The organism is Croceitalea sp. MTPC5, assembly GCF_036985505.1.
In the GTDB taxonomy this organism is placed as follows: Bacteria; Bacteroidota; Bacteroidia; order Flavobacteriales; family Flavobacteriaceae; genus Croceitalea.
Genome location: NZ_BTGQ01000006.1, coordinates 267,815 through 288,395, shown reverse-complemented (window position 1 = coordinate 288,395; position 20,581 = coordinate 267,815). Strand labels below are relative to the sequence as shown.

The 20,581-nt window shown below is 38.9% G+C and carries 18 protein-coding genes; 6 read left to right on the top strand and 12 right to left on the bottom strand.

The annotated features are described in order from the left end of the window. The first annotated feature begins 13 nt into the window (after nt 1-13). Nucleotides 14-574: a DUF6515 family protein gene (locus AACM45_RS18180; RefSeq protein WP_339144405.1), complete on the top strand. Its 561-nt coding sequence runs from the start codon at nt 14-16 to the stop codon at nt 572-574. Between the two features lie 293 nt (nt 575-867). On the opposite strand, the gene AACM45_RS18175 is transcribed toward AACM45_RS18180, so the two are convergent. Next, nucleotides 868-2,277 (bottom strand): fasciclin domain-containing protein, encoded by a 1,410-nt coding sequence (locus tag AACM45_RS18175; protein WP_339144404.1) that lies wholly within the window; start codon nt 2,275-2,277, stop codon nt 868-870. A gap of 403 nt (nt 2,278-2,680) precedes the next feature. On the opposite strand from AACM45_RS18175, the gene mnmA reads away from it, so the two are divergent. Beyond that, entirely contained in the window at nt 2,681-3,874 is a 1,194-nt protein-coding gene (gene mnmA / locus AACM45_RS18170) for a tRNA 2-thiouridine(34) synthase MnmA (RefSeq protein WP_339144403.1), read from the top strand. Between the two features lie 4 nt (nt 3,875-3,878). Further along, on the top strand, nt 3,879-4,811 hold the full coding sequence (locus AACM45_RS18165) for an NAD(P)H-dependent flavin oxidoreductase (protein ID WP_339144402.1): 933 nt from the start codon (nt 3,879-3,881) through the stop codon (nt 4,809-4,811). A 147-nt stretch (nt 4,812-4,958) separates the two neighbouring features. Here the strand turns inward: AACM45_RS18165 and AACM45_RS18160 are convergent, their stop codons facing one another. From AACM45_RS18160 to AACM45_RS18140, 5 genes are all read right to left on the bottom strand, one after another. Next, complete coding sequence (locus AACM45_RS18160) at nt 4,959-6,065, bottom strand: serine hydrolase domain-containing protein (protein WP_339144401.1); 1,107 nt, start codon at nt 6,063-6,065, stop codon at nt 4,959-4,961. Between the two features lie 140 nt (nt 6,066-6,205). Beyond that, complete coding sequence (locus tag AACM45_RS18155; RefSeq protein WP_339144400.1) at nt 6,206-7,663, bottom strand: S41 family peptidase; 1,458 nt, start codon at nt 7,661-7,663, stop codon at nt 6,206-6,208. An 81-nt stretch (nt 7,664-7,744) separates the two neighbouring features. Next, on the bottom strand, nt 7,745-8,668 hold the full coding sequence (locus AACM45_RS18150; RefSeq protein ID WP_339144398.1) for a helix-turn-helix transcriptional regulator: 924 nt from the start codon (nt 8,666-8,668) through the stop codon (nt 7,745-7,747). 14 nt (nt 8,669-8,682) lie between these two features. Then, nucleotides 8,683-9,930 (bottom strand): serine hydrolase domain-containing protein, encoded by a 1,248-nt coding sequence (locus tag AACM45_RS18145; protein ID WP_339144397.1) that lies wholly within the window; start codon nt 9,928-9,930, stop codon nt 8,683-8,685. Nucleotides 9,931-10,658: 728 nt separating this feature from the next. Next, entirely contained in the window at nt 10,659-11,954 is a 1,296-nt protein-coding gene (locus AACM45_RS18140; protein ID WP_339144395.1) for a S41 family peptidase, read from the bottom strand. Nucleotides 11,955-12,449: 495 nt separating this feature from the next. On the opposite strand from AACM45_RS18140, the gene AACM45_RS18135 reads away from it, so the two are divergent. Further along, on the top strand, nt 12,450-12,929 hold the full coding sequence (locus tag AACM45_RS18135) for a hypothetical protein (RefSeq protein ID WP_339144394.1): 480 nt from the start codon (nt 12,450-12,452) through the stop codon (nt 12,927-12,929). Here the strand turns inward: AACM45_RS18135 and AACM45_RS18130 are convergent. From AACM45_RS18130 to AACM45_RS18105, 6 genes are read right to left on the bottom strand one after another with little or no spacing between them, the layout of a single operon-like run. Further along, the gene (locus AACM45_RS18130; RefSeq protein ID WP_339144393.1) at nt 12,926-14,257 is read right to left on the bottom strand and encodes a DUF58 domain-containing protein; all 1,332 of its coding nucleotides are present in this window, start codon (nt 14,255-14,257) and stop codon (nt 12,926-12,928) included. The two genes, AACM45_RS18135 and AACM45_RS18130, sit on opposite strands and share 4 nt — an antisense overlap. Continuing rightward, nucleotides 14,258-15,241: an AAA family ATPase gene (locus AACM45_RS18125; RefSeq protein ID WP_339144391.1), complete on the bottom strand. Its 984-nt coding sequence runs from the start codon at nt 15,239-15,241 to the stop codon at nt 14,258-14,260. Further along, nucleotides 15,231-16,445, bottom strand: coding sequence for a DUF4350 domain-containing protein (locus AACM45_RS18120; protein WP_339144390.1), 1,215 nt, complete (start codon nt 16,443-16,445; stop codon nt 15,231-15,233). The genes AACM45_RS18125 and AACM45_RS18120 overlap by 11 nt, the downstream gene beginning before the upstream one ends. Then, nucleotides 16,438-17,175 (bottom strand): DUF4129 domain-containing protein, encoded by a 738-nt coding sequence (locus AACM45_RS18115; protein WP_339144389.1) that lies wholly within the window; start codon nt 17,173-17,175, stop codon nt 16,438-16,440. The genes AACM45_RS18120 and AACM45_RS18115 overlap by 8 nt, the downstream gene beginning before the upstream one ends. A 7-nt stretch (nt 17,176-17,182) precedes the next feature. Then, nucleotides 17,183-18,064: a hypothetical protein gene (locus AACM45_RS18110; RefSeq protein ID WP_339144388.1), complete on the bottom strand. Its 882-nt coding sequence runs from the start codon at nt 18,062-18,064 to the stop codon at nt 17,183-17,185. Beyond that, nucleotides 18,042-19,019 (bottom strand): stage II sporulation protein M, encoded by a 978-nt coding sequence (locus AACM45_RS18105; RefSeq protein ID WP_339144386.1) that lies wholly within the window; start codon nt 19,017-19,019, stop codon nt 18,042-18,044. The genes AACM45_RS18110 and AACM45_RS18105 overlap by 23 nt, the downstream gene beginning before the upstream one ends. Nucleotides 19,020-19,054: 35 nt before the next feature. Between AACM45_RS18105 and AACM45_RS18100 the strand changes: the two genes are divergently transcribed. Both AACM45_RS18100 and AACM45_RS18095 read left to right on the top strand, forming a co-directional pair. Beyond that, nucleotides 19,055-19,771 carry an RDD family protein gene (locus tag AACM45_RS18100; protein ID WP_339144384.1) on the top strand — a complete coding sequence of 239 codons (717 nt, stop codon included), beginning with the start codon at nt 19,055-19,057 and terminating at the stop codon, nt 19,769-19,771. A gap of 9 nt (nt 19,772-19,780) precedes the next feature. Then, entirely contained in the window at nt 19,781-20,389 is a 609-nt protein-coding gene (locus AACM45_RS18095) for a trimeric intracellular cation channel family protein (RefSeq protein ID WP_339144382.1), read from the top strand. Nucleotides 20,390-20,581: the final 192 nt, after the last annotated feature.

The window sequence follows — 20,581 nt, the reverse complement described above, 5'->3', positions numbered from 1 at the left end:
AAATACGATACGTATGAAAAGCTTTAGGTTGTTAGTAGCATTGTTCTCATTTTCATTTTTATTGTCTGCTGAATACATAGAAGCCCAAGTGGTGCGGCGCCCTGTCACGAATACTATTCGTCAAAAAAGAAAAATAAAAAGAAAAGTACGCAGACAGAACCGAAGGGTCTTTCGCCGAACTCTACGTCGTTTACCGGCGAATACAAGACCGTTGGTTTTTAGGAATGTATCGTACTACCCAGTACGTGGAATGTACTTTATAAGAAGGCAAGGGGTTTATGTCCGTACATTTCCGCCAAGGGGTTTTCGCCTGCGGGCACTACCTGCCACAGCAATAGCCCTGACCGTAAATGGCAATCGCTATAATTATGCGGATGGAATCTTCTACCAGAAATCGAATGAAGAGGATTATGAAATCATCGAACCCCCTATTGGTGCTATTGTTGAAGAACTGCCCGAAGATGCCACTGAACTTGATTTTGACGGCTTAACGGCTTACGAACTGAACAAAGCGGTTTATAAGGTTGTGGAAGATGGATATGAGATTATCGATGTCTTAGAAGTAGAAGACTGAACCCTTTTTCTGTTTCGTTTCTTCAAGGATTCCTTTTCGATGACCCTTAAAATAAAACTTCCCCCTTGCGGGGGAAGCTTCAACCATTATAGGTATAGTTTGGAAAGATTCGGGACTCCAAAGATGCGACCTATTTCCCTCCAAAAAAATTAATAGTTGTCAAGTACCCTTTTTTGTATGGAAATAGAACGTCTTTTGATGTGTCATCGATGAACTACATTTGGCGCTATAAAAATAAAGTGCCGAAGGATCGACCAACGGCACTTTTTCATGTCAACCGGGGTTGTTAAAACCTAGTTCATCGTATCTGGAAGCATGACTTGGTTCAATACGTGAATGACGCCATTGTCGGCTTGCACATCGACAACAATGATTCCGATACCCGTATTACCTGCACCATCGGTGACATCGGCAATATTGTCACCTGTACCCGGTAAGTTGATGGTAATAGTATCACCTTCTAAAGTTTCAGGCATGATACCATCGGTTAAATCAGTAGAACGTATGTTCTGATTGGCATTGGCGCCTCCAAGAACATGATGCTGAAGCACACTGGTCAATAATCCGGCATCAATGTCGGTTACCTCATTCCATTCCATATTCGTATCCAATAAGGCTTGAAAGGCATCAGCAGTAGGGGCAAAAACCGTGAATGGCCCTTCACCACTTAATATTGATACAAAATCAGTATCAGGCGTACCATCCGTCAAGGCGGTCACCAATGGGGCAAATGTGGGGTCTGCAACAGCAAAAGTGACCACAGTTGGTAAATCAATTACAGCATCCACAGCATGGACCACACCATTTACCGCAACTACGTCTGCTACGGCCACATTACTACTTGCATTGATGCTAACACCACTATCGACGCTGATATATTGACTTAGACTATCTCCGTCGGCATTCGTTGCCGCTGTTGAAACGTACATGTTCATTAATTCATCTGAGAACGCTGCGGTACCAGGAATTACGTGATAGGCCAATACGGAATTGATATCGCTACCATTCGGGTTTGTAAAGGCTGCAAACGCGTCATTTATAGGTGCAAATACGGTGAAATCCGTAGTGGTATCCGATAGTAGGGTTGTAAACGTGGTATTACCGTCTGCAGTCAATGCACCCACCAGGCTTGACAACGCGCCATTGGCCACAGCATGGTCTACGATGGTAGGTAGGCCAATAACGCCATCTACGATATGTACGACACCATTGTCGGCTTCATTATCGGCACTGGTAACCGTGGCAACACCATTGATTTCAACGCCAGAGGCAGTATCGACATACAAACTTAGGTTTCTGCCATCTGCACCGGCAGTGGATAGGCTTGAGATATAGCCCGTAGTCAAGTTAGTGGATAAATTTGTACCACTTACGACATGGTTCAATAATACCTGGGTTAGTACATCGTTGGGAATATCATCTAAAGAACTGAAGTTATTTGCTGCTAAAAAAGCGGCAAAGGCCTCGTCGGTCGGGGCAAACACGGTAAAAGGTCCATCGCCCTCTAGGGTTTCCACTAGGTTTGCTGCTGTCAAGGCCTGTGCCAAAACGTTCAAATTGGCACTGGCAGCCAAGTCAATAATGGTGGTAGTCTCCTCTTCAGGGGGATTCGTTGGGCCATTGTCATCGTCATCAGAACATGAGATGAACAAGAACACGGCAAATAGGGTACTAAATTTTAAAAAATTCGATACGATTTTCATAATAATGATTTAATTAATTGTTTAACAAAAAGTTGAATTGTTTGAACTTTTTAAATACTGGTATTCAATTACTTAACTTAAGTTTCAATGTAAATGATTGATATACAGTTTTATAAAAAATACAATAGAAAGATATCTTGTTTAATAATAGGTTGCTTTTGTTAAACACTATTTAATAAATGTTTAACATTTCATGTCAAAAGAAAAACAAAATAGCAACCACTTTTAGTATGAACAAACGGCCATATGATATTGGTTTTCAGTGCAAATACCCGCTGTTGGGTTTATTCCACCATGGTCGGTAAACATTTTGATAAAGTGTCTTAATTAGTATTTTGTTAAGTAATCTTCGATGTATGCTACACAACGCTTTTTGTATTTTTGCGGTATATTTTATAGAATCATGGGAAAGAAAGTAGTAGTTGGGCTTTCTGGGGGAGTAGACTCCAGTGTTACCGCATATTTGCTGAAAGAGCAGGGATATGACGTGATAGGCCTTTTTATGAAAAATTGGCATGATGACTCTGTAACCATTTCTGACGAGTGCCCTTGGTTGGAAGATAGTAATGACGCGCTAATAGTGGCCGAGAAATTGGGTATTCCCTTTCAAACGGTGGATTTAAGTACGGAATACAAGGAACGAATCGTTGATTATATGTTCAACGAATACGAGCGTGGGCGTACGCCAAATCCTGATGTGCTCTGTAATCGGGAAATCAAGTTTGATGTTTTTTTAAAAATAGCATTGGATTTGGGTGCCGATTATGTTGCTACGGGCCATTATTGTAGAAAAGGGGTATTGAAAAACGATGATGGTACTGAAACGTACCAGTTATTGGCCGGGGTGGATGGTACCAAAGACCAGTCTTATTTTTTGTGCCAATTGTCACAAGAACAATTGGGGAAGACTCTTTTTCCTATTGGCGGATTGCTAAAATCTGAAGTTCGAAAAATAGCCGCCGAGAACGATTTGGTCACTGCCGATAAAAAAGACTCCCAAGGGCTATGTTTTATAGGCAAGGTTCGATTACCCGATTTTTTACAGCAAAAGTTGAAACCTAGATTAGGTGCAATAGTTGAAATTCCGGCTGATGCACCCCAATATGATACTGGCGTGCCCCTATTTAACGACAAATTACATGAGCTTGAACATCATGCTACCAAATACTCCTATGCGCTTTCAGATGGAAGGGTCGTAGGTAAACATCAGGGTGCCCACTACTTTACAACGGGTCAGCGAAAGGGTTTGGACGTTGGGGGAACCCCAGAACCTTTGTTTGTGATAAGTACCGATGTCGATGAAAATATTATTTACACGGGTCAGGGCAAATCACATCCAGGTCTGTTACGACGTACCTTGTTCATAGCGGATAATGACTTACATTGGGTACGAAGGGATTTGGAATTGGAGGTGGACGGCACTATGGAAGTGCAAGCAAGGATACGATATCGACAACCCTTGCAAAAAGCCGTCTTGTATAGAATAGAAGGTGGACTGTATGTTGATTTTGCAGAAAAACAATCCGCAATCACGGAAGGTCAGTTTGCTGCATGGTATATTGGTGAGGAATTGATTGGTTCGGGAGTCATATCTTAGCGAAATGCAAAATAGAATCACCACCCTTTTCGGAATACGCTATCCCATTGTCCAAGCAGGAATGATATGGGCAAGTGGCTGGCGATTGGCGTCTGCCGTTTCAAATGCCGGGGGTTTAGGGTTACTTGGGGCTGGAAGTATGTACCCCAAGGTCTTACGCGAACATATTCAAAAATGTAAACAAGCTACTGACAAACCCTTTGGAGTCAATGTTCCGATGCTCTATCCTGATATTGAAAAATTAATGGGGATTATCATAGATGAGGGGGTTAAAATCGTTTTTACCTCCGCTGGTAACCCAAAAACCTGGACTTCCCATTTAAAAGAAAAAGGAATTATAGTGGTTCATGTGGTCAGTAGTGTGAAGTTCGCGTTGAAAGCACAAGAGGCCGGTGTCGATGCCATTGTTGCCGAAGGTTTTGAAGCTGGTGGCCATAATGGCCGTGACGAGACCACCACTTTGGTTTTGATTCCGGCAGTAAAAGAAAAAGTGAGCATTCCTTTAATCGCTGCTGGTGGCATTGCCACTGGGCACCAAATGTTGGCCGCGATGGTGTTAGGGGCAGATGGTGTTCAGATTGGTAGTAGGTTTGTGGCGAGTGAAGAAGCCTCATCACACCCTGCGTTCAAAAATGAGGTCGTCAATGCCAAAGAAGGTGATACCCAGCTCACTTTAAAGGAATTGGCGCCGGTACGATTGCTTAAGAACAAGTTTTACCATGAGGTACAACAAGCCTATGCCGAAGGTGCCTCTGTAGCACAGTTAAAAGAAGTCTTGGGCCGCGCAAGGGCCAAAAAAGGAATGTTCGAAGGTGATCTTGATGAGGGTGAACTTGAAATTGGCCAGGTTTCCGCATTAATCCATAAGATTAAACCGGCAGGAACCATTGTAAAGGAACTTATCGCTGATTTTGAAAAAGCGAAGGAAACAGTTTAAGTGCCTTTTTAGATATATGGCTCAACCCTTATGTTTTTAGTCACAATCTACGCTGATTTTAACATCATCAAAAAATCTAAACTTTATGTCTAAAATGTTTTTGGGGCACTACCAAATAAAACGATTTTTATAGTTCATTGAAAATGACTATTTCTTTTTTCCTACCGATTCTTGAAGGAAGATAAGCAGGTTTTCAGCAAAACCAGAAGAAAACAACGTATCCCCATTTGTCAAAATCACCATTCCAAATCCTTTTTCTGGGTAAAAGTGTGTCCAAGCCTGAAAATCACTATTGTCCCCAGTATGGAAAAACCTCAACCCGTCCGGTGTTTGCTTTGTAAAAGAAAGTAAACTTCTGTGCGTATTGGTATCAGGAAATAGCGGCATTTCAATTTGTGGTCTTAACAATTCGTCAAAAGTCTTTCCATCTAAAATCTCCCTTTGATTTAATGCTATTAAGAAACGTGCATAGGCATCAGAGGTTGAATACAAAGAGTAGGAAGAGGCAAAAAGGTTCGGACCTTGTTCAACGAAAAAGGGAAATGCGTTTTGATATGTATTATTGGTCGGTTTACCATCTATATGTCCATAAGCCTTTTTATGTTCATATCTTTTTGACCATGTAAAGCTGAAATTGGTTAGTCCTAATGGTTCAGCTACTTCTTTTTGAAAAATACGGTCCAATCCTTTATCATCAGTTTCAAGTAGGTGCAAAAGTACATTCTTTAGATACTCATAGCCTTCGCCCGAATATCCATATTCACTTCCTGGTTCGAATTTTAATTGGAGACTATCATTTGCCTTAGGGCGCCAATTCGGAAATCCTGTTGAATGGCAAAGCACCATCCTAGCGGTGATTTTTTTGTATCTATCGTCGTAACTTATATCGGGGTTTGGTAGATAGGTGTAGAGGGGGCGATCTAAATCTAAAATACCTTTTTGTACCTGATGAAGCACAAAAAATGAAAAAACGGGCTTTGATAATGACGCTACCTCATAAACCGTTTCATTGTCAACTTTTTGGGTATCGTTTGCATTTTTCTTTCCGAAATGCCCGCTGTAGACAATACTGTGATCATTTATAATTGATATAGAAACACCTATGATATTGGAAGAATCTAGCGCTGAGCGAATGAATCCGTCAATTTGATCAGCGTTTAATACTGTGTTTTTAATCGTTCTGATCGTTTCTTTATCCTGTTGACACGAAGAAAATAGAATAAGTGCAAAGACTAGGCATACCTTTAAGTTCATTCATATTCTTTTTAAGGTGGGTTTAATTGTAGACGATTAAGCCCCATAAATGTTACTTACTTTTAATAAGGTTGTAACAATTATTTGATTTTCTCCAATGTATTGATTTTTATAGGGGATACATGCTGCACCTTTCTTTTTTACCTTTTCGCGTCTTTAATCAGCTTCATGATATATTCTAGCTCAACATCCTTTTTGTTCATCCAATCGTCCAATGTTGGCCTAATACGAACATCTGGTATGGTACCCCTGCCAAAATTGGTGTTTGGATCCACGGCATTGGTGTACTTGTTTAGGGGTATGGTAATTTGCATATCGTCGTTTATGGTTGATGTTGGCATTAGGCCACTCGTATTGCCTTGATAACCGCCTCCTGTTTCCGTACCGATTACTTCAGCTTTTTTGTTATAAGACAATATTGCCACAACGTCGGCACATGAAGACATACAAAACCCATTGGTAATCAGATAAACATTCCCTTTGTAATTGTGCTTGGCAGGTTTTTGAATTCTATAATAGTTAAATTCTTTTGTAAGCCACCAACGACTTCCCCTCCAATGATACGAAGAATCTTTTAAGACGGGCTTTTTATAGAATAAACGTGAAAAACCTTTGACTTGCGCTGCGATGTCTTCAGTTGTCTCAATTTTTGCCCAATACCGAAAGGGCTGTTCAAAAAAATAGGAAGCAAGTTTTACTGCATTCCCATCTGTTCCACCGGTGTTGTTTCTTAAGTCGATGATCACATGTTCTATTTGTTTCTGATTGAGTTGTTTAAAGGTGTTTTTAATAAACTTGTCAAAATTTTGATCGTTCTTCTTTATGGTCGATTTTGCAAAAGAGCGTACTGTGAGCAATCCTATATCATTAGTAATCTTTAGGTTAAGTTGATTTTCGTTTTCCCTCTCGAGTGTTTCGAACGTAGGAAATACATCGTTCGACACGCCCGTTAAATTATATACCTTTCTTAATCCTTTAGTGCGGGCTTCTATTTCAAACCGGTTTGTAGTGCTTATCATACTTCGATACCAAAGTGCAAATCGATAATTCAGCAATAAGGTCTTTAAGGTTTGATTGTATCCATCAGAGGGTATGGCATTGTAAAGCGTTTCAAGAATCGCAGCGATGGATTGGCCATTAATGGCAAGAATTTCACTCTTTAACGGAATTGTTTCATTTTTGGCGTAATTCTTTGTTACAAAAGCCCGTTTTTCATCATCTATAAAGACTTCAATAGGAATTAGTTTCAAAGAATCATTTAGGGTGTTCTGATTCGCTTCAGATAACTCGATGGATGTATGTAAGCAGCCAATTTTAGCGAATAGGGGCTTTAATAACCGGTAATATGTTAAGGGGCTAATGGAGTCTGTAACCGTTGTAAATGTTGAATCAATCAAAAAATCAAATTCTCGTTTATCCGTATAGCGATACATACCCGGGTGCCCCGAACCTATCCCTTCCATAAGTTCTTTTACCTGTATGTTTAGACTATCTGGGGCGTATTTTTTTTGGAATACATCTACTTTTGCGTCTTGCGCAACAGTGTATAAAGGCGTTGTGAGGGCAAAATAGCCAAAAATCAGTATTATTTTTTTCATGTCAGGTGATGTCATAAATTCTTTAGCACTTCTCGTGACAAAGAAATTACTTCCATCCTGCTTTATTTTGTCAATAATTGCCTATTTGGTATGATGTCTAAATGTCGACGGTGTGATTCCCTCTATTTTTTTAAACGTTTTGCTGAGTACAAAAACATCGTTGAAACCACATAAATCGGCAATTTCCACTAAAGAGTGTTGTCCTTTTTCAATGTAGTGTTTTACCAAGTTTACTTTACAAATAAGATAGTATTGGTAAGGAGATTGAAAAAAAGTGGACTTAAAAATGCGAATAAGATGATACTTTGAAAGTCCAACATTGTCTGAAAGCAGGTCTAGGTTGAAATCAGAGCGTAGGTTACTGTGAATGTATTCTTTTGCCAATAGTACTTTTTTATATAATTCTTCTCGCGTACTTCTTTTAACACGCATGATTTGATTGATATCGGTGTCAATATTTTTCTGCGATTGGATTAATTTTTCAGCAATCAGGTAATAGACTTCCTTCCGCAGGGGTTGTGCTTCTTGAACACTCGTTTTGATCGTGCCTGACAACTTTTGAAGTAATAGGCCCAAAGTATCACGATGATAAAAATTATTTTCAAAAAATTCAGGGCAAGCCATTGAATTCACGACCAAGCCTTTATCTAACAATTCTTCGGCTCCCGAGTTAAGTGTTTGATAGACCTCGGTAATCAATTTTTTCTCCAAAAAAATGGAAATGCCCTCTGATCCCTTTATGGGTTTTGTTTCTATCTCCCGTCCATCGTTGATGATTAAATATTGTCCGGCCCTGGGCGCATATCTTTTCCCATCCAGAAAATAGAGTTCCTTTCCATCAAGAACATATTTGATTGAAAAATTAGAGGTGTATGAAATGTATTCATTTGATTCATAGGCTACCGTGGAATAATAGATTTCGTTTAAGAAGCTTTCAGGAAAAAATGACCTCTTGACCTTTTTATCGAAGCGCTTGACATTTTTTTGAAACAATGAATCAATCATTTTTAAATGTAAAGTTACTGATTAGCTTTATAGCTGTTCAACTCCGTTTCAAAGGCAATTAACGAATTCCAAATTGATTGGACCTCTGGCCAAAAGTTATCATCAAAATCTGAATCGGTATTGACCAATACAATTTTACCGGTTTCAGTTTTGGGATTGAAGTACATAGCGGTTACTACTCCGGGATCTGAACCATTATGTCCAATGACCTCATCTTTGATTTTAATGAATTCATTTGTGTATTCCATAAAAATTCCGAACCCTTCTTCAGTTTCGATATTTGAAAATTTATGTTTTTCAAATAATTTTTTATACCCATCTTGATTTAAAAGCGTATCGGTCCCCTTGTAACCTTTTATCAATTCGCTCAAAAACAGGCTTAGATCATTACATGACGTAATAAATCCGCCGTCTGCATAGGTTATCAAATCGTACTTGGCGATCATCAATTCTTTATGGGCAAATAATCTAGAACGGTTTGTAGAATCAATATCTTCTGAAGACCAGCCCGAAGAAGTCATCTTCAGGGGGTTCAAGATATATTCTTTAGTAAAGGATTGGTAGCTTTGCTCCGTGGCAAACTCGATGACCAGTGCACAAAGGGCAGAGGCGATATTGGAATATTCTCGTGCTTTACCTGGTTCTGCCGTTGAGAAAATTTCTTTTTTGTACCATTTCCCACTTTCGGTCAAGCTATTTTTTATAAAATCGATTAATGAAATTTTGGCCTCTGGTTTGCTGAACCAATCATATACCCCCTCGTTATCATCATGTTCTGATTTTTCCAAAACATAAGATTTTGAATAAATCTCATCTAGATCACGAATTGATGAGGTGTGATAAGCGAGATGCTTTATCAGTATTGGTTTTTTGGGATGATTGGGATTATGAATTTCAAAAGGTAGGTAATCGTTAATGGGGTCATCAATAGTGAGCTTTCCCAATTCTTGGGCTTTCATTAAAGCGATACCAATTAAGGTTTTTGAAATGGAAGCAATATTTTGGGTAGTATTTGGGGTATATCGCTTTTTTTGTTCAATATCGATATATCCAAAACCCCTATTGTAAATTAATTCTGAATCATCGACCACGGCTACACTGAACCCTACAATGGCGCCTTTATCAAAAGCAGATTGTAATTTTTGGGTCAAAGTGTCTTTTAGCATGACAGGATCTTTTTCTAGATTTTTTATCGTTTCTTTTTTTTGATTGCAACCCAGTAGTATCGTAGAGAACAAAAGAACTAGTAAAAGATTTTTCATGGAAGGGCCAAGGGCTAAAATTGGTTAAGTAATTTGAAAACGTTCAAACAGTGTTTTTGGAAATATAGTAAAATTCCCTTCAGGAATGGTTAGGAATTCAACTTTACCCATTATGATAAAAAATGCTGAAACAAGAATTTGAACAATGACTATCCTTTGCATGGTTGAAGTATTTGTTGCATAGTGAATAAACAATACGGTAGTCTTTGAAACTTGTCTTGGTATTTTGATAAACAGAAGCAAAATGTGTAAAGATATTTTTTGTTTTATGTCTGATATTGAAACTGTTGTCTCGTTTAAAAAATAAATCCTTTTATTAGAACATGATATGTGCGAGCAGAACAAATCAATTTATATTGGGCGGGGTTCCTTAAATGAGGGGTTTGCCAAGAGCTACTGTCTTATTTATGGTATAGCCCAAAATTTTAACATTGTACTCGCAATAATGCCAATCTATTTTTGTGCTTCTTCTCAAGACCTTTGTTGAAAGATGAAATGGTCAAGGCCAAAGAAGGGGATATCCAATTAAACTTAAAAGAACTAGTTCCGGTTCGATTGGTTAAGAACAAGTTTGTCGTGATATACAGAAAGTCTATGCAAAAGGTGCCTCAACATAACTGCTAGAAAAGTCCTGGGTTGTGCAAGTGCCAACAAATATATGGGCGCACAGTTTACGGAAAATCAATACAACATGCTATTTTGAATGGATACATTGTAAATTTCTAAAATCAGTTTTCCCGAATCTTCTTCAGCAAGTAGTCAAGCCCATCCAATTCAGTGGCTATCCTAATATCAGGTTCTACCGGGGTTTTAGATTCGTCCCCATTGGTTCTAACACTATATGCCGAAGAAATTCGAAATTTGATTTTTGAATTGGGCAATTGATGAGTAACCAAGGCATAGGCAGAAAAGGAAGATAAATTGCCTGTTTCTTGCCCGATGACCTCACCCATACCATAATCTTGAAACATGCCCGCAAAAACGGAGCCTGCAGAAAAAGTGTTATTATTTATCAATAGGTATACATTGCCCTTAAAGCGTTTTGCCTTGCGATGGGGTTTGGTAGTCTTATAATCGAGCTCATAAAGGCCTTTATTTTTCTTCTTTTTAAGTAATACTTTTGAATACGGATTCAATAGATACAAGGGTTTTATCCAACGTAGAGCTTTCGGAATATATTTTTTCTCGAACGCTTTTTGATACTCTGGGGTTACTTTCCAAAGTGTTTTTTTTAATCTTTTGAAAGGTTTGTTATAAAGATATCTTGCCAAATCCTCCCCTAATAGATCTTGTCCGCCATCGTGATTTCGAAAGTCAAGGATTAGATGGTCCGTATGCTTTTCGTTAATGGCCTTGAAGGTTTCCTTATAACGTCTTTTCGCATTTTTTCTGTTCGCATTGAAATTGCTTATTTTGATGTAGGCGATATCACTATGCAATTGGTCATATTGAAACCAATCTTCATCTTCTGATAACCAATCTTTAAATACCACTTCGTAGTTTGCACCGTCATTTTGCAAGATAGTGTCCTTTAATTCCACATTAAAAGGACCTTTCCAACCGAAGGTTTTCCATAGATAAAATGGAAAATTGCTGGAAATATCATGTTTTTTCAGATTTGGAAGTTCTTTTTTTGAATGCTTAAGCATGTCTTGGATCAAAGTGGAATCCTTTATGCCGTTGATGCCCATTATCTTTTTCCCCACAAGTTCACTTTGGCCCTCAAGGGTCTTGGTTATAAACAATTCGTTATTCTTGATTGCTACATGAAAAGGGAAGAATAAGCCTCCATTTCTATGGAATTTATGGAATAGGGGGTAGGGGAAAGTACTCGTGTGGGCATCATTATAGCATACCACCAATTCATCTATAATCCTCCAAAACCCACTGATTGATAAACTATCTTTTAAATTTTCTTTGAGACGATTTGAATAAGAGCGAATCTCGTCTTTACTTTTAAACCGATAGGGGTATGGATGTATATCCTCAATAATCCGAATTACATCGTCAATATCCTGCTCCATCCCAATTTTTGGGATATGGCTTTCCTGTGCGTAGCCATGGAAGAATAAAATTAGTAGGAATAGGATTGTCGCAATTAACTTCAATTTTCTTTTTCGATTGATTGGAACATTAGGCTTTATGCCAAGGCTATCTTTTTCGATTTAGGTCGTTAAATTCCTAATCTTCTTGAAATATAACAAAATAGTCGGACTATGGGCAGTCAACTAATGGAGCTAATACAACACGGCTTTTTGAGGATACCGGACAAAGAACATTTCCATTTCTTAATACAGCATCGATATGGGTAACAACGCTACAAAAAGTACACTATCATAGGCCAGGCCCCTTTACGGCGATGGCTATGCACTATTATTCGTATATCGAATACTGGAACATATGGACCTAAATAAGATAAGCTATGGTTTTTCTTTGCCAAAGTCCGTATTATATGACAATTATCTTTTTTGGCTTGAATGCTTTTGACTTCTACTGCTTTTTTTACCTTTACGGCCATCATGAAGAATACGATTCTTGTTTTTTTATTTCTGTTTTTAGTGCATACTATTCAAGGACAAATAGAGAATGATAAAGTACTGCATTATGTTGGTGGAAACCTTTATGGGTTAGCCGGTGCCGGAATTGCAAAACAAATATCAAATGGGAATCGTTGGTGGACCTTTGCCGGGGCCATTGGCGGAAGTACGCTGATCGGACTTGGAAAAGAAGCTGTTGATGCCAGTCAACGTGAAAATGGTTGGGATAATGCCGACCTGCTAGCAACTATCTTAGGGGGTGCCACCGTTGGCTTCACCATCGATATTTTTACCGATCATAAAAAGAAGGGCCCTCGCAATTTAGCACGTGGTACGACTTTTAAAAAGGAAACGACTTCATGGTCGGTTTTGGATGAAGACCATTTCAAAAAGTCAGGCCAAATACCTACTTTAAAGATACTTGGGCTTCCTGAAGGTTTTTTTGAAATTCAAGCTGATTAAAGGAGTCCTCGAGCTTTTATTTCCAAGTACTTATTGATGGTATTTATGGTCAGGGCCTCGGGTTTGGTCAAAATTGTTTGAATACCGTACTGCCTTAAGGCTTTTTGCATTAACCTTTTTTCCATCGAAAACTTCTCGGCGATGGTTTTGTGGTAAATGGCCTTTAAATCTTCTGCATTGGTATGAATCAATTTTTCCAATTCGGTGTTCTCAAAGAAGATGACTACTAAAACGTGCTTTTTCGCCATGGCCGTTAAGTAGGGCAATTGACGTTTCAGTGCCGACATATGTTCAAAATTGGTATATAGCAACAGCAGACTTCGCTGGTTTACTTTTCGTTTGAGATGGGCATAGAGTAGTCCAAAATCAGAATCCGTGAAAGCAGTATCGATATTATACAAACTTTCAAGAATGCCATTCAGATGCGTTATTTTTTGTGCCGCTGGTAAAAAGGTCCCTATTTTTTTTGAGAATGACACCAACCCTGTCTTATCATTTCGTTTTAAGGCAACATTGGAAAAGGCTAAGGTGGAATTTATCGCATAATCAAGAAGTTTGAGCCCGTTAAAAGGCATTTTCATAACCCGCCCCGTGTCGATAATGGAATAAATTGGTTGTGATTTTTCATCTTGATATTGGTTGACCATCAACTGATTTTTTTTGGCGGTGGCTTTCCAATTTAGGGTCCTGATGTCATCTCCCTCTATATATTCCTTGATTTGTTCGAACTCTTGGGTATGGCCTATTCGTCGTATCTTTTTTAAACCGATTTGGGTCAATTTATTGCTAATGGCCAAAAAATCATATTGCTGCATTTGAATAATCGACGGATATACCGGTACCATTTGATCTTTTTGAAAAGTATAACGTCGTTTTACCAATTGCAACGGGGTAGCGGCATATACGTTCAAGTTACCAAAAACATATTCACCACGATCGGTAGGCCTAAGTGTATAACTATGCCGCCATGTTTCATTTTTTGAGAGTTTTGAGGTTAATGAAAAATCACGTTTCTGAAATTGTTGGGGAAGCTCATCAATTACGGTAATCCCTGTATTGAAACCATACGTTGACGTAATCTTTACTTGTAGATCATTGTAATCACCGTTAGAGAGTTTTTGGGGTAATTCGCGTTCGGCTTTGATAGCATAGGTTACATACAATAGATAAGAATCAAGTAAAAAGAGTGTTATCAAAACATAAAACAACAGCCATGAAATGGGGTATAACCATGTTACCCAATACGATAGTATAAAACTCGCGACGAGTATGGCGATGTACCAAAAAAAAGTCTGATGTATATAGAATGATTTGAAGAACCGTAGCATTTACCTCGGAATTTCCACTGATTCAGTAATCATCTGGATGACACTTTCTGTTGTTATTCCTTCCATTTCACGTTCTGGGGTTAGAATGACCCTGTGGTTTAAGATAGGTACCAAGGCCTTTTTTACGTCTTCTGGGGTTACAAAATCACGCCCCTTCATAGCAGCAAAAGCCTTTGAACACTGCATTGTTGCAATTGACGCCCTTGGTGAGGCACCCAGATAAAGATGGGGGTGGTTTCTTGTTTTTGCGATAATTTCAGCAATGTATTTAAAGATTTTTTCTTCTATGACTACCTCATGGATGATATTCTTGTACTCTACCAATTTTTTTGGAAGTAATACAGGTTGAATACTGTCTTCGGGATTTCTTGATTTTCTGTCATGATGGGTTTGAATGATCTTCACTTCTTCATCTACCGAAGGGTAATCTACTTTGACCTTAAATAAAAATCGGTCTAATTGCGCCTCGGGCAAAGCATAGGTGCCTTCTTGCTCAATTGGGTTCTGGGTTGCCAATACCATGAAAGGGGCAGTCATCTTATAGGTTTTTCCATCAACCGTGGCTTGACGCTCTTCCATAGTCTCAAATAATGCCGCTTGGGTTTTTGCGGGTGCGCGATTGATCTCGTCAATCAAAATGACATTTGAAAAGATAGGCCCTTTCTTAAACTCGAATTCCGACTCTTTTACGTTGAAAATGGAAGTGCCCAAAATATCACTTGGCATAAGATCGGGTGTAAACTGAATACGGCTGAAACCGGTTTTCAAGGTTTTTGAGAAAAGCTTGGCAGTTATGGTCTTGGCAATACCAGGTACACCTTCAATTAGTACATGCCCATCAACAAATAGGGCGACGATCAGTAACTCAATGAAGTTTTGTTGCCCTACGATAACCTTTGACAATTCTTCTCGAATCGCGATAACAGCTGTCTTTAACTCTTCAAGGGGAATTCTATTGTCAAAGTTTAAATCGTTATTTTCCATTTACTTTTATTTTAAAGTTTTCTATTTTTTTGTTTAGCGACCCTAATTGGTCATCTGACAGTTTTGACTGATTTTGAACTTGGGTGATCAATTGAAACAAAGCCCTGATATCGTCAATAGTATGATTGCTTCTGGCCGCTAGATTTTTGTGGAATTGGTCATCCAAAGATTCTGTATTGAGATAAAACCTGTTTCTAATGTAATCTAGAAAATTGGCAATTTGGTGTTTTGCAATTTCTTCCCGTTGTCCAGTTTCATAATACATATCGGCAATCGTCTTTGTAAATGCCAAAGTCTGGTTCTTTAAGGGTTTGATTACCGCTATTGGGCGTTGTTTCCTTTTTCCCTCAAAAATGACATAGATCAAACTACCGATAAGAACCATATAGTATGCCCATTTGAACTCTTTGGTGTTTAGAAAAATATACATGGGCGAGGTATAAAAAGACTTTCCTGATTTATGGTGGTTGTCCATATATAATGCGCCTTCGGCATTCAAGTATGAGAGAAGTCCAGCGGTGTATTCCCGATTTTCATCCTTCAGGATGAAATAATTGGTAAAAGCCTGCGGAAATGTAGAGAGGATAATGGAGCCCTTACCAAAAGGATGTTTGATTACATTTACTTTTCTTTCAATTTCATCGGGATTATCGGCAGTCGTATGGACTTCGCCTAGAACAACGGTATTCAAGGTGTCAATTGTGCTAAAAATGAGACTGTAGTATTCTTTTGTAAAAGGTGTTGGCGGCCTTTTGATTTGAGTATTTACCAATTGATGGTAAAACGTAGGGGTCACTTCCGCACTAGAGTACAAACTGGTTTGATTTAAGTTCAAGGTGTCCAATAATTTAGTTTCAAATCCACTTGAAGCCACGAATAGTGTATTTCCCTTTGAAGTCCAATCCAGCAGTACTTCCAATTCGGTTTCCCCAAAGTCTACCCTATCATTTACAATCAAATACGTTCCTGAGGCACTTTCATTTTGTTGCAGAAATTCGAAAGGAGGTTTATATACCTGTTGTAAACGGTCTTCAAAAGTTTTTTGCACTAGCTCATTTACAACGAAGGTACCGTTGGGAATTTTATGTTGCGCCACATAAGAAGGGAACCAATTTACCTTTTTTGGTTTGTTGTATTGCAACACCAAAATAAGGCCAACGGTCAATATGGCAATAACGATATAGACGCTACCCTTTTTAACCATTGTCAATCACATTTTTTTGAAGGTTTAAAAACAGCTTCGAGGCTTTTCCGTAATCATCTTCTTTAATTTCAAACCCGCCATACCAAATATAATCATAGAGCAAGGTGGCTTTTGCAAATGAAGCTTTGAGGGCAGTACTTTTAAGTTCGCCAAGGTAATCATCGTTTGTTTTTTGCAATTGCCAATTTATCAATTGCTTGTCGCTCATCAGTTTTAAAATAAAAAGATAATAATAGCGAATGGCCAAACGAAAGTTTTTCGTAGCTACGGCATCTTTTATTAATTGTTCAATATCCTCTGATTGGATAATACGTTCATCTTCAGATAAGCGCACCAAGTTGTTGTTCTTATTGGCTTGGATCAAGGCCCTTGTATTGGCATTGATAAAGAATCGAATGATCAAGTATAATAACAATGCCAAAAGTAAGTATGGTATCATGCGTAAGAAAACGGCAAGATAGGCCGGTGCATTTCCTACCCCGAACAACCACTCAAAAAAACGCCGGAATACATTGTAAAACCAGTTTTTCAAGGCGTCCCACCAAGTATGCTCCTTCTCTTTGATTTCATAATTGAATTTTTCGTTATCGGCATACTCTTTTAAATCCGCTTCAGAAATGGTTATTGGTCGTAATTCAGAATCATCATAGTTGATACCAATGGAGTCCTTTTGCGCCACGATCGTACTACAAAACAGAAGAAAGCATAAAACGAGGCTGTTTTTCAACATGAACCGACTAGTCTGAAGATTTACCTATGTTTCCGATACGTTCGTAAGTACCGGTGAAATTTTTCTTTTCGTTCAAATTAAAATAAATCAATGCCGTTGCAACAAGCAAAATGATATTCATTAAAAATTGAATCATTTGACTGAGTATATTCAATGCCAAATAGATGGGGTCGGCGAAGGCATTCATGCTCGTGGCATCCATTTCGCCAGAGAATATGCCCATTTTTGCCCAAGTATAAATCACCGCGGGCAGACTGAATGCCAATGAGGCCACATAGATTATAATATAAACTACGAATAAGGTCGCAAAGGTAATCCACCAGTTGTCTTTTACTAAGCTGAAACTCTCTGAATAGGCATCGGAAGCATTTTTATTTTGAAAAATCAACATGGAAAATGAAATGGACAAGGGTACCGCAAGGTAAATGCCAGGTATAAAACAAAAGAGTAGACCGACAAATACCGACAAAAATACAAGAAACCCTAAACCAACGATTGGCCAAAATTTAGCGTAAACCTGTTTTTTAATGGCATTAAAGTCGGTTTCACCTTTATTTTCGACGTACGACTGAATGTAACTCAATACACTACCGTAAGAAACGGCATAGACCAAAACAGAACTTATCACAAAGGAGAATAGCGCAAAAATCATTATAAGGGGTGAGAAAACTTGGCTTTCGGCGGTTATTGTGGCAAAATTCAAAATGTCACCAAAAGCATAAAAATAAAAGCCCAGCGAAACCAGCATCACCAGTAAGTAGGGACCGACGATTTTTAAGAGCGCGCTAAAAAAAGGCTTGAACTCGTTTCGTATGAAACCAAAGGTATCCGTAAGAATATCACCAAGTTCGCGCTGTTTTTTGAATTCAATGTATTGTGACGCTCCCATTCTTAAGTCTTTTATGTAGTTGGTATGGATAAATTATGTAGTAGTAAATAATCAAGCTGAGTGAGCCGAGGATAATTAAAATAGCAAGCCAGTCGGGCATTTCGGTATGTCTGGTCACAAAACCTTCTAGAAAACCGGCTACAATGAAAAAAGGTACCGTACTCACCATAATTTTGAGCCCATTTTTGACCCCTCTTTTAAACGATTCCAATCGGGTATACGTTCCTGGAAAGAGAATTCCATTGGCCAAGACGAGTCCGGCACAACCGGCTATGATGATTACCGCTATTTCAATGGTACCATGTATCCAAATCGTTCGAACCGATTCCCATAGCAAGCCCTTATCGTAAAAAAAGTATTGAAAACTTCCAAGCATGATCCCGTTACGTAACATGATGTATAGCGTGCCAATGCCTAAGAATACGCCAAAAGCAAAAGCAAATACCGCTACTTTGATATTATTTATCGTAATGCCCAAGAACATATTGAATTTCCCTTGTTGTTTGTAAACGGCCATGGGGTCATTGTTTTTGATATTTTCCAAGGTCATGTTAACATAGGCATCCCCTAAAATGGATCGCACAAAATCCCCTTCATTCGCAGCTGAAAAAGCGCCGACCACCGAGAAGAAGACAAAGGCCAAAAATGCTATGAGCAGTTCTCGCCGATGTTGATAGAACATCGTAGGAAATTCCGTTTTCCAAAAAGTCACAATACGGTTCTTGGATTCCCGTTTTGTTTTATAGATTTTTTGATGTGCTTGAGATGCTAAGGCGTTTAGATAAAATTCGGTGTTGCTCCCTCGATAGAAGGTCTTGGCGTAGCTGAGGTGATCTGTGATTTCGATGTAAAGGTCTGAGAGTGCATCGGGGTCTGATAATCCTTTTCCCTTAAGGGCGTTTTCGAAAGTAACCCATTTGTCCTTATTTTGTTTTACAAAAGCAGCCTCTCGCATTAAATTTGCGGGTTTACTTGTAAAGAAACTAAAATATGAATCAATTTCAAATAGAAACGGCCCAAAATATAAGTATTACGCAGAATACCGCCAACCTTGGCGAGCGCATGCTGGCCTATCTTATTGACGGCTTCGTGATTATAGCCTATACTATTTTGGTAGTATTGCTTTTGATATCCCTTGACATTGAGTTTGGCGATATGTGGGCACTTTATCTTGTGGCTACATTGCCCGCTTTTTTATACTACTTATTATTTGAGACGTTTACCGATGGAAAAACGATTGGCAAAGGTCTGATGAAATTACGAGTGGTGAAATTGGACGGTTCAAAACCAAATTTTGGCAACTATTTCGTTCGTTGGATGCTACGTATCATTGATGTGACACTTACATCAGGCGGTGCCGCAGTATTGACGATATTGATTCGGGGCAATGGGCAGCGCATCGGCGATATCGCGGCAGGGACCACGGTAATAAGTGAGAAACAGCGAATTTCGATCCGTGATACTTTATTGCGTGATATACCTGAGGATTATAAACCGACATTTTCACAGGTTACGGTATTTGATGATAGGGAGATACAGACTATTAAAGAATTATATGATTCCGCTAGGCGTAATGGGCATCATAACGTTATTCTTTCCCTCGACAAAAAAATTAAGGAAGTCACTGATATCACAACGCATTTAAGCCCGATAGAGTTTGTTGACCTCGTTATTAAGGATTATAACTACTATACCCAACGACTTTAGACCGATCTCATGTTCTACCTGACCATTGATATTTTAGGAACGATAGCCTTTGCCATTTCGGGGGTATTGGTCGCCATGGAAAAGAAACTCGACCTTTTCGGTGTGCTGATTATTGCTTTCGTAACCGCAATTGGTGGCGGTACCTTACGTGATTTGCTCATAGGAAATACCCCTGTGGTCTGGATGCGTGATGCCACTTATGTCATTACCATTGTTATTACCGTTGTCGTGGCCATCGTGTTCGTCAATCAGCTAAAGTACTTGCGAAAATCATTATTTCTATTCGATACCATTGGTATCGGTCTGTACACCCTTATTGGTGTTGAAAAAGGAGTTGAAGCTGGCCTATTACCCATAATGTGTATCGCCTTAGGAACGATTACCGCGAGTTTCGGGGGTGTAATACGTGATATACTCTGTAATGAGATACCTGTAATATTCAGAAAAGAAATTTATGCAACGGCCTGTATTCTAGGCGGTGTAAGCTATTTTTTGCTGACAAGGCTCCCCATAGCCGAAAGTTACGCGTATTCGGGCGCTATTTTAGTGGTCATCGGTTTACGATTGCTTGCGGTCAAATTCAAAATTCGGTTGCCCAATATTTACGGCAGCCAGTAACCGGTGGTCGGTATTTTCAATATCCAGTCTTCCATAGGATTGCCGTAAATTGTTACTGCGATAAAGAAGGAAACCAATAAGAATACGCCTAGATAATTGGGTTTTAGGGTTAAAAGAAGTTCTTTCACTAACCACTAACCACTAACCACTAACCACTAACCACTAACCACTAACCACTAACCACTAACCACT

Excerpts from the sequence above, each read along its gene's own strand:
- AACM45_RS18180 (WP_339144405.1), top strand. The coding sequence starts at position 14 with ATGAAAAGCTTTAGGTTGTTAGTAGCATTGTTCTCATTTTCATTTTTA.
- AACM45_RS18175 (WP_339144404.1), bottom strand. The coding sequence starts at position 2,277 with ATGAAAATCGTATCGAATTTTTTAAAATTTAGTACCCTATTTGCCGTG.
- mnmA (WP_339144403.1), top strand. The coding sequence starts at position 2,681 with ATGGGAAAGAAAGTAGTAGTTGGGCTTTCTGGGGGAGTAGACTCCAGT.
- AACM45_RS18165 (WP_339144402.1), top strand. The coding sequence starts at position 3,879 with ATGCAAAATAGAATCACCACCCTTTTCGGAATACGCTATCCCATTGTC.
- AACM45_RS18160 (WP_339144401.1), bottom strand. The coding sequence starts at position 6,065 with ATGAACTTAAAGGTATGCCTAGTCTTTGCACTTATTCTATTTTCTTCG.
- AACM45_RS18155 (WP_339144400.1), bottom strand. The coding sequence starts at position 7,663 with ATGAAAAAAATAATACTGATTTTTGGCTATTTTGCCCTCACAACGCCT.
- AACM45_RS18150 (WP_339144398.1), bottom strand. The coding sequence starts at position 8,668 with ATGATTGATTCATTGTTTCAAAAAAATGTCAAGCGCTTCGATAAAAAG.
- AACM45_RS18145 (WP_339144397.1), bottom strand. The coding sequence starts at position 9,930 with ATGAAAAATCTTTTACTAGTTCTTTTGTTCTCTACGATACTACTGGGT.
- AACM45_RS18140 (WP_339144395.1), bottom strand. The coding sequence starts at position 11,954 with ATGGAGCAGGATATTGACGATGTAATTCGGATTATTGAGGATATACAT.
- AACM45_RS18135 (WP_339144394.1), top strand. The coding sequence starts at position 12,450 with ATGAAGAATACGATTCTTGTTTTTTTATTTCTGTTTTTAGTGCATACT.
- AACM45_RS18130 (WP_339144393.1), bottom strand. The coding sequence starts at position 14,257 with ATGCTACGGTTCTTCAAATCATTCTATATACATCAGACTTTTTTTTGG.
- AACM45_RS18125 (WP_339144391.1), bottom strand. The coding sequence starts at position 15,241 with ATGGAAAATAACGATTTAAACTTTGACAATAGAATTCCCCTTGAAGAG.
- AACM45_RS18120 (WP_339144390.1), bottom strand. The coding sequence starts at position 16,445 with ATGGTTAAAAAGGGTAGCGTCTATATCGTTATTGCCATATTGACCGTT.
- AACM45_RS18115 (WP_339144389.1), bottom strand. The coding sequence starts at position 17,175 with ATGTTGAAAAACAGCCTCGTTTTATGCTTTCTTCTGTTTTGTAGTACG.
- AACM45_RS18110 (WP_339144388.1), bottom strand. The coding sequence starts at position 18,064 with ATGGGAGCGTCACAATACATTGAATTCAAAAAACAGCGCGAACTTGGT.
- AACM45_RS18105 (WP_339144386.1), bottom strand. The coding sequence starts at position 19,019 with ATGCGAGAGGCTGCTTTTGTAAAACAAAATAAGGACAAATGGGTTACT.
- AACM45_RS18100 (WP_339144384.1), top strand. The coding sequence starts at position 19,055 with ATGAATCAATTTCAAATAGAAACGGCCCAAAATATAAGTATTACGCAG.
- AACM45_RS18095 (WP_339144382.1), top strand. The coding sequence starts at position 19,781 with ATGTTCTACCTGACCATTGATATTTTAGGAACGATAGCCTTTGCCATT.